The sequence below is a fragment of the Streptomyces wedmorensis genome, from assembly GCF_000716445.1.
Classification (GTDB): Bacteria; Actinomycetota; Actinomycetes; order Streptomycetales; family Streptomycetaceae; genus Streptomyces; species Streptomyces wedmorensis.
In genome coordinates this window covers 187,988-201,446 of record NZ_JNWK01000002.1, presented here as the reverse complement: position 1 = coordinate 201,446, position 13,459 = coordinate 187,988, and the positions used below count along the sequence as shown (strand labels likewise).

Annotated in this window: 13 protein-coding genes; 2 read left to right on the top strand and 11 right to left on the bottom strand. The window is 73.3% G+C overall.

Translation table 11 applies throughout. The features are described 5' to 3' along the window. Positions 1 to 86: 86 nt before the first annotated feature. Positions 87 to 974: a helix-turn-helix transcriptional regulator gene (locus tag OO54_RS02100; RefSeq protein WP_033201137.1), complete on the bottom strand. Its 888-nt coding sequence runs from the start codon at positions 972 to 974 to the stop codon at positions 87 to 89. Between the two features lie 112 nt (positions 975 to 1,086). Between OO54_RS02100 and OO54_RS02095 the strand changes: the two genes are divergently transcribed. Continuing rightward, on the top strand, positions 1,087 to 2,490 hold the full coding sequence (locus OO54_RS02095) for an MFS transporter (protein ID WP_033201202.1): 1,404 nt from the start codon (positions 1,087 to 1,089) through the stop codon (positions 2,488 to 2,490). Position 2,491: 1 nt separating this feature from the next. On the opposite strand, the gene OO54_RS02090 is transcribed toward OO54_RS02095, so the two are convergent. From OO54_RS02090 to OO54_RS02070, 5 genes are all read right to left on the bottom strand, one after another. Next, positions 2,492 to 2,845 (bottom strand): MmcQ/YjbR family DNA-binding protein, encoded by a 354-nt coding sequence (locus tag OO54_RS02090; RefSeq protein WP_033201136.1) that lies wholly within the window; start codon positions 2,843 to 2,845, stop codon positions 2,492 to 2,494. Beyond that, entirely contained in the window at positions 2,842 to 4,137 is a 1,296-nt protein-coding gene (locus OO54_RS02085; RefSeq protein WP_033201135.1) for a hemolysin family protein, read from the bottom strand. The genes OO54_RS02090 and OO54_RS02085 overlap by 4 nt, the downstream gene beginning before the upstream one ends. Positions 4,138 to 4,141: 4 nt before the next feature. Continuing rightward, positions 4,142 to 4,639: an rRNA maturation RNase YbeY gene (ybeY, locus tag OO54_RS02080; RefSeq protein WP_017239253.1), complete on the bottom strand. Its 498-nt coding sequence runs from the start codon at positions 4,637 to 4,639 to the stop codon at positions 4,142 to 4,144. 11 nt (positions 4,640 to 4,650) lie between these two features. Then, positions 4,651 to 5,697, bottom strand: coding sequence for a PhoH family protein (locus OO54_RS02075; protein ID WP_033201134.1), 1,047 nt, complete (start codon positions 5,695 to 5,697; stop codon positions 4,651 to 4,653). 105 nt (positions 5,698 to 5,802) lie between these two features. Then, positions 5,803 to 6,951 (bottom strand): carbohydrate kinase family protein, encoded by a 1,149-nt coding sequence (locus OO54_RS02070; RefSeq protein WP_399522348.1) that lies wholly within the window; start codon positions 6,949 to 6,951, stop codon positions 5,803 to 5,805. 225 nt (positions 6,952 to 7,176) lie between these two features. Here OO54_RS02070 and OO54_RS02065 point away from each other — a divergent pair, with 225 nt between their 5' ends. Continuing rightward, on the top strand, positions 7,177 to 8,517 hold the full coding sequence (locus tag OO54_RS02065) for an MFS transporter (protein WP_033201132.1): 1,341 nt from the start codon (positions 7,177 to 7,179) through the stop codon (positions 8,515 to 8,517). 9 nt (positions 8,518 to 8,526) lie between these two features. Here the strand turns inward: OO54_RS02065 and OO54_RS02060 are convergent, their stop codons facing one another. The 5 genes from OO54_RS02060 to OO54_RS02040 all read right to left on the bottom strand — a co-directional run bounded on the left by OO54_RS02060 (position 8,527) and on the right by OO54_RS02040 (position 13,447). Next, positions 8,527 to 9,537, bottom strand: coding sequence for an adenosine deaminase (locus OO54_RS02060; RefSeq protein ID WP_200146716.1), 1,011 nt, complete (start codon positions 9,535 to 9,537; stop codon positions 8,527 to 8,529). A gap of 10 nt (positions 9,538 to 9,547) precedes the next feature. Next, a complete protein-coding gene (locus tag OO54_RS02055) occupies positions 9,548 to 10,450 on the bottom strand; it encodes a ribonuclease Z (RefSeq protein WP_033201131.1) in 903 nt (300 codons plus the stop codon). A 4-nt stretch (positions 10,451 to 10,454) separates the two neighbouring features. Continuing rightward, complete coding sequence (locus OO54_RS02050) at positions 10,455 to 10,814, bottom strand: histidine triad nucleotide-binding protein (RefSeq protein ID WP_033201130.1); 360 nt, start codon at positions 10,812 to 10,814, stop codon at positions 10,455 to 10,457. Positions 10,815 to 10,982: 168 nt separating this feature from the next. Beyond that, on the bottom strand, positions 10,983 to 12,086 hold the full coding sequence (locus OO54_RS02045; protein ID WP_033201129.1) for a tetratricopeptide repeat protein: 1,104 nt from the start codon (positions 12,084 to 12,086) through the stop codon (positions 10,983 to 10,985). Next, on the bottom strand, positions 12,083 to 13,447 hold the full coding sequence (locus OO54_RS02040; protein WP_033201128.1) for an ATP-binding protein: 1,365 nt from the start codon (positions 13,445 to 13,447) through the stop codon (positions 12,083 to 12,085). Before OO54_RS02040 ends, OO54_RS02045 begins: the two co-directional genes overlap by 4 nt. Positions 13,448 to 13,459: the final 12 nt, after the last annotated feature.

Genomic DNA, 13,459 nt, shown 5'->3' with positions numbered 1-13,459 from the left:
CGGGCCCTAGGCGGGACCGTCTCGGCCCTCGGCCGGACCTTCCCGGGCGCCGGGCGGGACCGTCTCGGCCCTCGGCCGCCCGGGGGTCAGCCCGCGAGCGGGTACATCGCGCCGCGCCGGCCCTCGGGCGAGACCAGCCATTCCAGCTTCTCGGCGGTGTCGGCCTCCGGGAGCGGGGTGTGCATGACGATGACGAGGTCGGGGCGGGCGGGGACCCTGAGCTGCGTCGACTCGACGACGAGCGTGCCGACCACCGGGTGCTCCATCTCCTTGCGGTTCTGGCCGCCCGGCAGGACGTCCCGCCGCTCCCACAGCTCCACGAACTCCTCGCTGCACTCCTTGAGCTCGTCGATCACCGCCCGGAACCCGCCGTCGTCTTCGTACTCCGAGCACGCCGAGCGGTACTGCGCGACCACCTTCGGCGCGAGCTCCTCCCAGTGGCTCACCCGGGCGCGGTGCAGCGGGTCGGTGAAGAACGCGATCATGCAGTTCTGGGAGATCTCCGGCCGCATCCCGAGGACGATCGCCGCCGCGTCGTTGTACATGACCGTGTTCCAGTACCGGTCCATGATGTGCGCCGGGAACGGCATCCACGCGTCGATCAGGCGCCGCAGCCCGTCGCACATGTCCCGGTCCTCCGGGGCCGCCTCCAGGGCAGGCGGGTTCAGTCCCGCCAGGACGTACAGGTGCCGCCGCTCCGCCGGGCTCAGCCGCAGCACCCGCGCGACCGAGTCGAGGACCTGCGACGACACCGTGATGTCCCGGCCCTGCTCCAGCCACTGGTACCAGGAGACCCCGACGCCCGCGAGGACCGCGACCTCCTCCCGGCGCAGGCCCGGAGTGCGGCGGCGCGCCCCTCCGTCCGGGAGCCCCGCCTCCGCCGGACTGACCCGCGCCCGACGGCTCATCAGGAACTCGCGCAGTTCGCCGAGTCGGTGCCGCTTCGCTCCGGCGCTCTCGAGAACGGTGGCCACGTGTGCTTCCTCCCCCTGGACGCATGGTGGATGCCTGGCGGTGCCTGGTGGTGCGACCAACAGGATAAGTTCCCGCTCCCCAACGTTGTTCCCGGACGCCGAGGGTGGGGGCATGGCAACGACGACCTCTCCCCCGACCGCCCCCACCACCCCCGCGGCTCCTCCGGTGCTCACCGGCCGCACCCGGCTCATCCTCTTCGTGCTGTGCGCCGCCCAGTTCATGGTGGCGCTCGACTTCTCCGTCCTGAACGTGGCGCTGCCCGTCCTCGGCGCCGACCTCGGCCTCGGCCAGTCCGCCCTCCAGTGGGCCGTCACCGCCTTCGCCCTGCCGTCCGGCGGCTTCCTGCTCCTCTTCGGCCGGATCGGCGACCTCTACGGGCGCAAGAGGCTGTTCCTCGCCGGGCTCGTGCTCTTCGGCGCCGCCTCGCTGCTCGCCACCCTCGCCTGGAACCCGGCGGTGTTCCTCACCGGCCGCGCCCTCCAGGGCATCGGTGCCGCCGCGATCGTCCCCACCGGCATGTCGCTGCTGACCACCACGTTCCCCGAGGGGCCGCTGCGCGACCGGGCGCTCGGCATCTCCGGCACGCTGCTGTCGCTCGGCTTCACCGTCGGCATGGTGCTCGGCGGCGTCATGACCGACACCCTCGGCTGGCGCTCCACGATGGGCCTGCTCGCCCTGTTCACGCTGATCGTGCTGCCGCTGGCGCCGGGCCTGCTGCCCGAGTCCCGCACCCCGGAGCGGCCCCGGCTCGACGTGCCGGGCGCGGTGACCGTCACCGGCGGCCTGCTCGCCCTGATCTACGCGCTGTCCACGGCTGCCCAGCGCGGCTTCGGCGGCGCGGACGTGCTGGTCACCCTGGTGGCGGGCGTGGTGCTCCTCGCGGTCTTCGTGCGGGTCGAGTCCCGGCACGCGTCCCCGCTGGTCTCGCTGCCGATGCTGCGGAGGCGGACGGTCGCCTTCGGCAACCTGGGCGGCCTGGTCACCTTCGCGATGATGTCGACCGTCGTCTTCGTCCTGACCCTGTACCTCCAGGAGACGCTGCACCTCTCGGCGTTCGTCACCGGCCTCGTCTTCGGTGTGCAGGGCCTGGCCGCGATCCTGGCCGGCACGCTCGCCCCGAAGGTGATCGGCCGGCTCGGCACCCGCCGCGTCCTGGTCGGCTCGCTCGTCGGGCAGGGCCTGCTGACGGCCGCGGTCCTCGGTGTGGGACGGGACTCCGGGGCGGTCCTCGCGACGGTCGCGGCCTCGCTGGCCTGCATGTTCCACCTGGGCGCGATCATCTCGTACGGCCTGACCGTCACCTCCGGCGTCCCGGACGAGGAGCAGGGCCTGGCGACCGGTCTGGTGACCACCACCCAGCAGGTCGGCCTCACGGTCGGCATCCCGCTGCTCGGCGTGCTCGCGACCACGGGATCCGACCTGTACGGCGGTGTCCGCACGGTCATCGCCCTGGACGCGGCGATCGTCCTCGGCACCGCGGTCCTCGTCGGCCTCGGCCTGCGGCGCCGGTCCTGACTCAGGGGCGGTCGAGGCGGAGCCGTACCGCCTTCGGCAGACCGGCGACGACGAGGTCGTACGAGTCCTCGACGAGCTCCCGGACCATCCGGTCCGGGAGCTCTCCGACGGTCACGGTGTTCCAGTGCCGCTTGTTCATGTGATAGCCGGGGGCGATCGCGGGGTGCTCCTCGCGGAGCCGTACCGCGTCGTCCGGGTCGCACTTGAGGTTGATCCGCAGCGGGTCGCCGTCGAGCCACGACAGCGCGAACATCTTCCCGGCCACCTTGAAGACGGAGGTGTCCGGCCCGAACGGGAACTCCTCCGAGGCGTCGTTGAAGTCCAGGCAGAGCGTGCGCAGCTCGTCGGGGGTCATTCCGGTGCGTCCTCCGGTTCCAGGGGTTCCACCAGCACGGTGACGATCTTGTTCCGGCGGCCGGCGGGGGCCTCCGCCGTCAGCCGTAGCGAACGGCCGTCGGGCAGTTCCACGACCGCCTTGGCGCCGGCGATCGGGACGCGGCCGAGCGCCTTGGCGAGCAGGCCGCCGACGGTCTCCACGTCCTCGTCGTCGTACTCGTCGGGGCCCAGGCCGTACAGCTCGCCGAGGTCGCCGATGTCGAGCCGGGCGGTGACCCGGTGGCGGCCCTCGCCGAGGTCCTGGACGGGCGGCAGCTCCCGGTCGTACTCGTCGGTGATCTCGCCGACGATCTCCTCCAGGATGTCCTCGATGGTGACGATGCCGGCCGTGCCGCCGTACTCGTCGATGACGACGGCGACGTGGTTGCGCTCCTGCTGCATCTCGCGCAGCAGGTCGCCCGCGTTCTTGGTGTCCGGGACGAAGGCGGCGGGCCGCATCGCGGTCGACACCAGGTCCGCCTCGGAGTCGCGGTTGATGTGCGTCTTGCGGACCAGGTCCTTCAGGTAGACGATGCCGACGATGTCGTCCTCGTTCTCGCCGGTGACCGGGATCCGGGAGAAGCCGGAGCGCAGCGCGAGCGTGAGCGCCTGACGGATCGTCTTGTACCGCTCGATGCAGACGAGGTCCGTGCGCGGCACCATCACCTCGCGCACGAGGGTGTCGCCCAGCTCGAAGACGGAGTGCACCATGCGGCGCTCCTCGTCCTCGATCAGCGACTCCTGCTCGGCGAGGTCGACCATGGCCCGCAGCTCGGCCTCGGAGGCGAAGGGGCCCTTGCGGAAGCCCTTGCCCGGGGTCAGCGCGTTGCCGATGAGGATCAGCAGCTGCGGGATCGGGCCCATGATCCGGGCCAGCGGGAGGAGCACGTACGCGGCGGCGGTCGCCGTGTTCAGCGGGTGCTGGCGGCCGATGGTGCGCGGCGAGACGCCGACGGCCACGTACGAGACGAGGACCATGACGGCGATCGCGACGAGCAGCGCCTCCCAGGTCTCCGGGAAGGCCTCGAGGCAGGCGTACGTGACGAGGACGCCGGCCGCCATCTCGCAGGCGACGCGGACGAGCAGCGCCACGTTGAGGTAGCGGGTCGGGTCGGCGGCGACCTGCGCGAGCTTCTCGGCCCCGCGCCGCCCGGACCGTACGGCCTCGGCGGCGCGGAAGGTGGAGACGCGGGCGAGGCCCGCCTCGGCGCAGGCGGCGAGCCAGGCCACGATGACCAGCGCGACGGCGCCGAGGATCAGCGACACGTCCACGGGGTCAGGAGACGGTCGGCGCCGGGGACGGGCCCGTGAGGCCCTTCTCCGCGCGCCAGCCGTCGACGATCGCCGCCTGGAGGCCGAACATCTCGGCCTTCTCGTCCGGCTCCTCGTGGTCGTACCCGAGGAGGTGCAGCACGCCGTGGACGGTGAGGAGCTGGAGCTCCTCGTCCATGGAGTGCTCGGTCGGCGCGTCCTTGCCCTGCTGGGTGGCGACCTCGGGGCAGAGCACGATGTCGCCGAGGAGCCCCTGCGGGGGCTCCTCGTCGTCCTTCGACGGCGGGCGAAGCTCGTCCATCGGGAAGGACATGACGTCCGTCGGACCCGGCAGGTCCATCCACTGGATGTGGAGCTGCTCCATCGCCTCCGCGTCCACGACGATCACCGAGAGCTCGGAGAGCGGGTGGATGCGCATGCGCGCGAGCGCGTAGCGGGCGATGTCGAGGATCGCCTGCTCGTCGACCTCGGTACCGGACTCGTTGTTGACGTCGATCGACATGGTGCTTGTCGCTACTTCCCGTTGCGGCCGTTTCGGCTGTCGTACAGCTCGTACGCGTCGACGATACGGCCGACGAGCTTGTGCCGGACGACATCCTGCGACGTGAGCGTCGAGAAGTGGACGTCCTGGACGCCGTCCAGGATGTCGCGGACCTGCCGCAGACCGCTCTTCGTCCCGTTCGGCAGGTCGACCTGGGTGACGTCACCGGTGATGACGATCTTCGAGTCGAAGCCGAGGCGGGTGAGGAACATCTTCATCTGCTCGGGGTTCGTGTTCTGCGCCTCGTCGAGGATGATGAACGCGTCGTTCAGCGTCCGGCCGCGCATGTACGCCAGCGGCGCGACCTCGATCGTCCCGTTCGCCATGAGCTTGGGGATCGAGTCGGGGTCGAGCATGTCGTGCAGGGCGTCGTAGAGCGGGCGCAGGTACGGGTCGATCTTCTCGTAGAGCGTGCCGGGCAGGAAGCCCAGGCGCTCGCCCGCCTCGACGGCGGGCCGGGTCAGGATGATCCGGGTGACCTGCTTCGACTGCAGGGCCTGGACCGCCTTGGCCATGGCGAGGTAGGTCTTTCCGGTACCGGCGGGGCCGATGCCGAAGACGATCGTGTGCTTGTCGATCGCGTCGACGTACCGCTTCTGGTTGAGCGTCTTGGGTCGGATCGTGCGGCCCCGGCTGGAGAGGATGTTCTGCGTGAGCACCTCGGCGGGAGTCTCCTCGCCGCCCTCCGCCGAACCGTTCCCGCTCGCCCTGAGCATGGCGATCGAGCGTTCCACTGCGTCCTCCGTCATCGGCTGACCGGTGCGGAGCACCAGCATCATCTCGTCGAACAGGCGCTGGATCAGCGCGACGTCCGTCGCGTCTCCGACCGCGCTGACCTCGTTGCCCCGGACATGGATGTCCACGGCCGGGAACGACTGCTCGATGACGCGGAGCAGCGCGTCACCGGAGCCGAGGAGGCTCACCATCGGGTGCTTGGCGGGGACCGTGAACTGGGCGCGGGCCTGACCGGGCGCGCCGTCGCGGGCCGCGCCGTTGTGGGCTGTGGGTGTCTGAGTCATGGGCCGGCACTGTGGCCTGCGGATACCTCCCGCTGCGGGGTTCTCGCCGCTCGACAACCTCTCGGCCTCCAAGCCTACGACTTGCCGGCGACGGGTCGAAGGGATTTACGAGGCGGCCGCCCGGAAGCCGATCGTCGGCACGGCCCGGCGCAGCGGCCACGGGCGGGCGGGGACCGGAAGGAGGCGCTCCAGGAAGGCGTACCGGCTGCGCAGCGCCTCGGGGTCCTGCCGGGCGTGCCCCTGGACGTGCTGCCACCAGGCGGCGATCTCGCCCCAGGTGGGCGCGGAGAGGGAGCCGCCGAACTCCTGGACGGAGAGGGCGGCGGTCAGACCGGCGAAGGCGAGGCGGTCGGCGAGCGGCCAGTCGGCGAGGGTGCCGGTGACGAAACCGGCGACGAAGACGTCCCCGGCGCCGGTGGGGTCGAGGGCGGCGACCTGGATGGCGGGGACCTCGGCGGTCTCGCCGGTGGCTCCGTCGACGGCGTAGGCGCCCTCGGAGCCGAGGGTGACGACGGCGTAGCGGACCTTGTCGGCGAGGGCGCGGGCGGCAGCTCTGGGGCAGTCGGTGCGGGTGTAGCGCATGGCCTCGGCGGCGTTGGGCAGGAAGGCCTCGCAGTGCTCCAGGTCGGTGAGGCCGGCCAGGTCCCAGCGGCCGGTGTCGTCCCAGCCGACGTCGGCGAAGACCTTGGCGCCGCCGCGGGCGGCCTGGGCGACCCAGTCCTCGGAGCGGCCGGGGACGAGGGAGGCGACGGCGGCGCGGGCGTGCGGCGGGTAGGCCGGCAGGGCGCCGTCGAGCGGCGGGGCCTCGTGGCCGTGGGAGACCATCGTGCGCTCGCCCTCGTAGGCCATGGAGACGGTCACCGGGGAGTGCCAGCCGGGGACCGTGCGGGAGAGCGAGAGGTCGATGCCCTCGCCCTGCTCCAGGGCGTCCCAGCAGTACTCGCCGTAGTGGTCGTCGCCGAAGGCGGCGGCGAGGGAGGTGCGCAGACCGAGGCGGGCGAGGGCGGTGGCCATGTTGGCGACGCCGCCGGGGCTGGAGCCCATGCCGCGGGCCCACGACTCGGTGCCGCGGACGGGCGCGCTGTCGAGGCCGGTGAAGATGATGTCGAGGAAGACCGTGCCCGTCAGGAAGACGTCGCAGTCGGGGTCGGTGGGTTCGCGCAGGCAGACCAACGGGTCGACCCCGGCGTCGTGTTGCGGCTGGTCTCCCCTTGCTGTGGTCACGGCGGACTCCTCGGCTGCGGTGCGGATCATGCCAGTGTGCCCGACGAGGGGTGGGTGACGGGTGGGACGCAACGAGGAAGCCGACTCCTACCCGGGAATCCACGGACGAAACCGATGGTGACCCAGATCACGTGACGAACGGGCGGATACCACCTTCTCCGGTCAAGCACCTGCTTGATACACATGGTTCCGCGACCCCGTGTTCCCCGCACCACCGGGCGCTCCTCCCCTCCCCTCCTGTTCCTGGGAACGCCCATGTCGTCGCGGACTCGCGGCCCGGGGGCCCTCGCCGCCCTCGTCTCCCTCTTCACGGCCGGCTACCTCGCCCCGTACCTCCTCCCGACCGTCGTCGGCCGGCTCTCCGCCGGGCTCGGCCTCACCCCCGCGCAGGCCGGTCTGGTCGGCTCCGTGCTGCTGCTCGGTTCCTCGTCCGCCGGATTCACGCTGGCCGCGCGCGGCGACCGGATCGGGCCCCGCACCGCGGCCCGCGCGGGCCTGCTCGCGATGGCCGTCGGATACGGCTCCGCCGCCGCGACCGGCACCGTGCCGCTGGTGGTCGCGGGCGCGGTCATCGGCGGCCTCGGCTCGGGTACGGCGACGGCGGTGGCCGCGGCCGGGATCGCCGGCCGGCCCGACCCGCACCGGGCCTCCACGCTGGGCCTCCTGACGGTGTCGGCCACGGCGGGCGCCCTCTATCTGACGCTCCCGCACCTGGGCGGCGGCCACGCGGCGCCGCTGCTCGCGATCGCCTGCGCGGCGGCGCTGGTGTGGCCGCTCACCGGCCGCCTGCCGGGCGCCACGCACGCGCGTGACGGGGCGGAACGGCGGCACGCCCCGACGGGCCCGCTGCCGTACCGCCGGGCCGGGGCCGTGCTCGCCGGCGGCATCCTGTTCTGGTCCCTCGCGCAGAACGCGCTCTGGGGCGTCAGCGGCCGCATCGGGATCACCCAGGCCGGGCTCTCCGAGGTCACGGTCGGCGCGGTCTTCGCCGCGGCGCTCGGCGCGGGCCTCGCCGGGGTCACCGCGGCGGGGGCGCTCGGCTCGCGCCTCGGCCGAGCCGTCCCGATCGGGGTGGGCACCGTCCTCATCGCCGGGTGCGTGCTGCTGAGTTCGGCCGCCGGAAGCCTGGCGTCCTTCGCGACCGGCGAGATCCTGTGGAACGCCGTCTACCCGGTCGTCCTGTCGTACCTCCTGGGCCTCGCCGCCTCCCTCGACCCGCGCGGCCGCTGGGCCGTCCTGGTCGGCTCGGCTTCCTCCCTCGGCGTGGCCTGCGGCCCCGTCGTCGGCAGCCTCCTCTCGGAGAGCGCCGGCTACCCGGGCATGGGCGCCGTCCTCTGTGCCCTGCTCGTCCTCGTCGCACTCCCCATGACCGCCGTCGCCCGGCACGCCTCGGGCCGCCCCCTGGTCCCGGGCTCCGTCCGCCGCCGCGGCGGCGCACCGGCGGCGGTCCTGGCGGGCACGGCTTCGGCGACGCCGTCCCTCGTCCCGCAGATGGGCGCGCCGGAGCAGGAGGTCACCCCGATCCCGGTCCCGGCGGCCCGCCGCCGCCCGGCGAAGTCGGCGTACCGCCTGGCGAGGCCGAGCGACCGGGGCTGACGGGGGCGTCTACTTCCCGCCGAACTCGTACGCCTCCACCTCGGCGAGGTACCGCGCGCGGCGCGGCTCGTCGTCGTCCAGGAACGACGCGCGGAAGGAGTTCCGGGCGAGCTCGCGGAGCTGGGCGTCGGTGAGGCCCAGCGCCTCCCGCACCCCGTCGTAGTTGTCGCCGGCGTAGCCGCCGAAGTACGCGGGGTCGTCGGAGTTGACGGTGACGAGGAGGCCCGCCGCCATCATCGTGCGGAGCGGGTGGTCGGCGAGGGTGTCGATGACGCGGAGCCGGACGTTCGACAGCGGGCAGAGGGTGAGCGGGACCCGCTCGCGGGCCAGCCGCTCGACGAGCTCCGGGTCCTCCATGCAGCGCAGGCCGTGGTCGATCCGCTCCACGCCGAGCACGTCCAGGGCCTCGCGGACGTAGGCGGCGGGACCTTCCTCGCCGGCGTGCGCGACGCGGCGCAGGCCGAGCCGGGCGGCCTCCTCGTACACCTCGCGGAACTTGGCCGGCGGGTGGCCGACCTCGGCCGAGTCCAGGCCGACGCCGGTGATCCGGTCCAGGTACGGCTTCGCGGCCTCCAGGGTCGCGAGCGCCGACTCGGCGGACTCGTCGCGCAGGAAGCACATGATCAGGCGCGTCGAGATCCCGTACCGCTCCTCGGCGCGGTCCAGGGAGGCGCCCAGGCCCTCGATCACGGTGCCGATCGGGACGCCGCGGGCGGTGTGCGCCTGCGGGTCGAAGAAGATCTCGGCGTGCCGGACGCCCTGGGCCGCGGCCCGCTCCAGATACGCGTCGGCGAGCTCCGTGAAGTCCTCGGCGGTGCGCAGGACCGCCATCAGGCCGTAGTAGAGGTCCAGGAAGGACTGCAGGTCGCTGAAGCGGTACGCCTCGCGCAGGGCGGCGGTGTCCGCGTACGGCAGGGTGACGCCGTTGCGCGCGGCGAGCGCGAAGGCCAGCTCGGGTTCGAGGGTGCCTTCGATGTGGAGGTGCAGTTCGGCCTTGGGAAGGGCCACCGGCTGGTGCATGGGTGGTGCTCTATCTCTTCGGTACGGGGACCCTCATGAGGTCCTGGGCAATGCTCAGCTCGCCGTCGAACCCGGCCGCCCGCGCCTGCCGCTCGAACTCCGCCGGGTCGGAGTAGCGCTGCGAGAAGTGGGTGAGGACGAGGTGCCGCACCCCCGCGTCCCGCGCGACCGACGCGGCCTGTCCTGCCGTCAGATGACCGTGGTCGGTGGCGAGTCGGACGTCCTCGTCGAGGAAGGTCGACTCGATGACGAGCATGTCGGCGCCCTCGGCGAGGGCGTGCACCCCGTCGCAGAGGCGGGTGTCCATGACGAACGCGAAGCGCTGCCCGCGCCGCACCTCGCTGACCTCGTCGAGGGTCACGCCGTCCAGGACGCCGTCGCGCTGGATCCGGCCCACGTCGGGGCCCTTGATGCCGTGCGCGGCGAGCTTCTCGGGCAGGATGCGGCGCCCGTCGGACTCGGTCAGCCGGTAGCCGTAGGACTCGACGGGGTGCGACAGCCGGCGCGCGTCGAGGGTGTACGCCTCGGTGACGGCGAGCGGCCCGTCGGCGGCGACGGGCGACTCGGTCAGCTTCACGGTCTCCCGGTACGCGGTGGCGTACCGCAGCCGCTCGAAGAAGTGCTGCCCGCTCGCCGGGTAGTGCGCGGTGACCGGGTGCGGGACCTGGTCGAGGTTGATCCGCTGGATCACCCCGGCCAGGCCGAGCGAGTGGTCGCCGTGGAAGTGCGTCACGCAGATCCGGTCGAGGTCGTGCGCGGCGACCCCGGCCCTCAGCATCTGGCGCTGGGTGCCCTCGCCGGGATCGAAGAGGATGCCCTGGCCGTCCCAGCGCAGCAGATACCCGTTGTGGTTGCGGTGCCGGGTCGGGACCTGGCTGGCGGTCCCGAGCACGACCAGTTCGCGTACGGACACGGATCTATCCGGGGGGCCAGTTGAGGCCGCGGCCGCCCAGCACGTGCGCGTGGGCGTGGAAGACGGTCTGGCCCGCACCCGCGCCGGTGTTGAACACGATCCGGAAGCCGTGGCCGTCGACCTTCTCCTGGGCGGCGACCTCACCGGCCTCGCGCAGTATGTCGGCCGCGATGGCCGGCTCGGCGGCGGCCAGGGAGGCGGCGTCCGGGTAGTGGACGCGCGGGATGACGAGGACGTGCGTGGGCGCCTGCGGGTTGATGTCGCGGAACGCCACGGTCGTCTCGGTCTCGCGGACGATCGTCGCCGGCACCTCCCCCGCCACGATCTTGCAGAACAGGCAGTCGCTCTGCGGCTCTCCGGCCATGGCCCGGGCCTCCTCGCCTCCGTCGGTCAGTACACGCGCATGCTATCGGCCGCCCCCGGCATCACCGCGTCCCCGGTGCCGCGTCCCCGGCACCGCGTGATCGGCCCCATGTCCCCCCGGCATCGCGTCCCCGGTGCCGCCTCCCCGGCCCCGGGCCCCGGGCCCCGGTCAGTCCTTGGGCGCGCGCCGGTTCAGGGCCGAGCGGCTCACCCAGTACGTGATGACCACCGCCCAGAACAACGGCGTCCCCAGCCCGCCGATCACACCCGCGTCGAACGCCCACAGGGTCATCGACACCGCCGAGTAGAGACCGAGCAGCCCCACCGCGGTGGCCATCGCGATCACCGGCCGGCACGCGCGCGCGACGAGCAGCATCGGACGGCGCAGCCGGGGCGGCACCCGCCGGGCCATCCACAGCACCCAGCCGCCCCAGGCACCGACGAGGACGACCGCGCCGATCACGAAGGGCACGAACGCCGCGGCCCCGGTGGCCCCCTCGCGCAGCGGAGCGGCGCCGAACGCCGAGGCGAGGAAGCCGAGCAGCGCCACCCAGCGGGCGCCGGCGGCGGTGCTCCAGGCCATGGCCTCCAGGTTGTAGCGGGCCTTGCGGTCCTGGAGGTCGAGCGCGGCGGAGGCCACGAATCCCTCGGCGGCCTGCGTCCACGCCCCCCGGCGGAACCAGCGGCGCCGCAGCCGCAGCAGCGACAGGTTGTTGTGGGCCTCGCTGCTCTGCGGGTTGAGCCGCAGCGTCGTCTCGTACGCCCGCTGCGCGGTGACCCGGTCGCCCCGGCGCTGGGCGGTCAGACCCACGAGGAAGTGGGCCGCGTCCTCCTCGGGGGCGAGGGCCACGGCGGCCCGGGCCGCCTCGTACGCCTCGACGGTGCGGCCCGGGGTGCGCGTGGCCTCGCCGTGCTCCGCGAGGACCGTGCCGAGCGCGTAGTGGGTGCCCCAGTACTGCGGGGCGAGTTCGACGGAGTGCCGCGCGGAGGCCTCGGCCTCCGGGAACCGCTTGGCGGCGAGCAGGATGTGCACGCGCATCAGCCAGCCGCCGAGCAGGTCCGGCTGCGCCCGCAGCGCCTGGTCCACAGCGGCGAGGGCGGCGGGCCCGTCGCCGCTCCTGTGGTGGCAGCGGGCGAGCAGCACGAGTGCCTCGGCGTCCTCCGGTTCGGTCGCCAGGTGCTGGGCGACGAGCGCCCCGGCCTGCGCGTACCGCCCGGTGTCGTACAGCGCCTCGGCGCGCAGGAGCGCGGTCGGGCCGCCCGGGGCGGTCACAGCTTGCGCTTCCGCTTGAGGTGGGCCAGGAGGTCGTCGTACAGGCCGCCCTCGTTGGCGAACATGGCGACGTTCCGGGCCGCGGCGAACCACGGCTCCGTGGACGGCTTGATCTGCTTGGCCGCGCCGAGCAGGTCCTTGGTGGTGATCAGCCGTACGGAGCCGGTGCGGGCGGAGTCCAGGAGCGCGGCCTCGGCGGCCGACTCGCACAGGTGGGCGAGGTCGGCGCCGGAGAAGTCCTCGGTGACCTTGACGAGCTTGCCGAGATCGACGGCCTCGATCGGCCGCTCCCGCAGGTGGTAGCGGAGGATCGCCTCCCGGGCCCTGGCGTCCGGCGGCAGCACCAGCAGGGTGCGGTCGAGGCGGCCGGGGCGGCGCAGCGCGATGTCCACGTCCCAGGGCACGTTGGTGGCCGCGAGGACGAAGACGCCCTCGTTGCCGGCCCCGCTCGCGATGCCGTCGAGCTCGGTGAGCAGCTGGTTGACGACGTTGCGCAGACCGCTGTGGTGCGTGCGCGAGCGCTTGGCGCCCAGCGCGTCCAGTTCGTCGAGGAAGACGACGCACGGCGCCTGGCGGCGGGCGGTCTCGAAGATGTCGTGGATGTTCTTCTCCGAGGCCCCGATCCACATGTCCAGGACGTCGGAGAGCGACACGGTGAGGAAGTTCGCGCCCAGCTCGCCCGCGACGGCCCGCGCGATGAACGTCTTGCCGCAGCCGGGCGGCCCGTAGAGCAGCAGCCCGCCGCGCAGCGACTTGCCGTACAGCCTGCGCAGTTCGGGGTTGCGCATCGGCGCGAGGAACGCGGCCTCCAGGCGGTCCTTGACCTCTTCCATGCCGCCGACGTCGGCAAGACGCACCGCCCCGGGCGCGTCCACGTCCCACGCCGCGGCGTCCCCCGCGGTCCCTTCGCCACCGTCCGCCTGCGGGGCCTCCAGGAACCGCGGCCCCACCAGGTCCTGCACCTGCTGCTCGGCCGCGGCCCAGTCGAAGTCGGGGGCTTGCTCCGCGGACTCCCCGGCGGCCGGAGCGGTCGCGGAGGGCTCTTCGGGAGCGGAGGGCGCTTGAGCGGAAGACCGTTCCGGAGCCGGAGCGGGAGGCGGCGTGGGCGCGGGAGGCGGCACGGGCGCCGGGGCCGACGCGGGGGCGGAGGCCGGCGGCAGGCCCATCGCCCGCACCATCAGCGCTCGCGCGTCCGCGTCCCCCGGCGCGTGCTGGAGCGCGACCGCCGCCTCGGCGACGGCGTCGTCGTTCCGTCCCTCGGAGAGGAGGAGTTCGGCGAAGTGGAGACGCAGGGGTACGTCACCCGGGGCGGCGGCCACGGCGGCACGCAGACTGCGGATCAGAGGGGACTCGTCGGCCATGCGGTCAGCCTA

Coding starts and splice junctions, on each gene's coding strand:
- OO54_RS02090 (WP_033201136.1), bottom strand. CDS start 2,845: ATGACCCCCGACGAGCTGCGCACGCTCTGCCTGGACTTCAACGACGCC.
- OO54_RS02065 (WP_033201132.1), top strand. CDS start 7,177: ATGTCGTCGCGGACTCGCGGCCCGGGGGCCCTCGCCGCCCTCGTCTCC.
- OO54_RS02070 (WP_399522348.1), bottom strand. CDS start 6,951: ATGATCCGCACCGCAGCCGAGGAGTCCGCCGTGACCACAGCAAGGGGA.
- OO54_RS02050 (WP_033201130.1), bottom strand. CDS start 10,814: ATGGCCGGAGAGCCGCAGAGCGACTGCCTGTTCTGCAAGATCGTGGCG.
- OO54_RS02040 (WP_033201128.1), bottom strand. CDS start 13,447: ATGGCCGACGAGTCCCCTCTGATCCGCAGTCTGCGTGCCGCCGTGGCC.
- ybeY (WP_017239253.1), bottom strand. CDS start 4,639: ATGTCGATCGACGTCAACAACGAGTCCGGTACCGAGGTCGACGAGCAG.
- OO54_RS02075 (WP_033201134.1), bottom strand. CDS start 5,697: ATGACTCAGACACCCACAGCCCACAACGGCGCGGCCCGCGACGGCGCG.
- OO54_RS02095 (WP_033201202.1), top strand. CDS start 1,087: ATGGCAACGACGACCTCTCCCCCGACCGCCCCCACCACCCCCGCGGCT.
- OO54_RS02060 (WP_200146716.1), bottom strand. CDS start 9,537: ATGCACCAGCCGGTGGCCCTTCCCAAGGCCGAACTGCACCTCCACATC.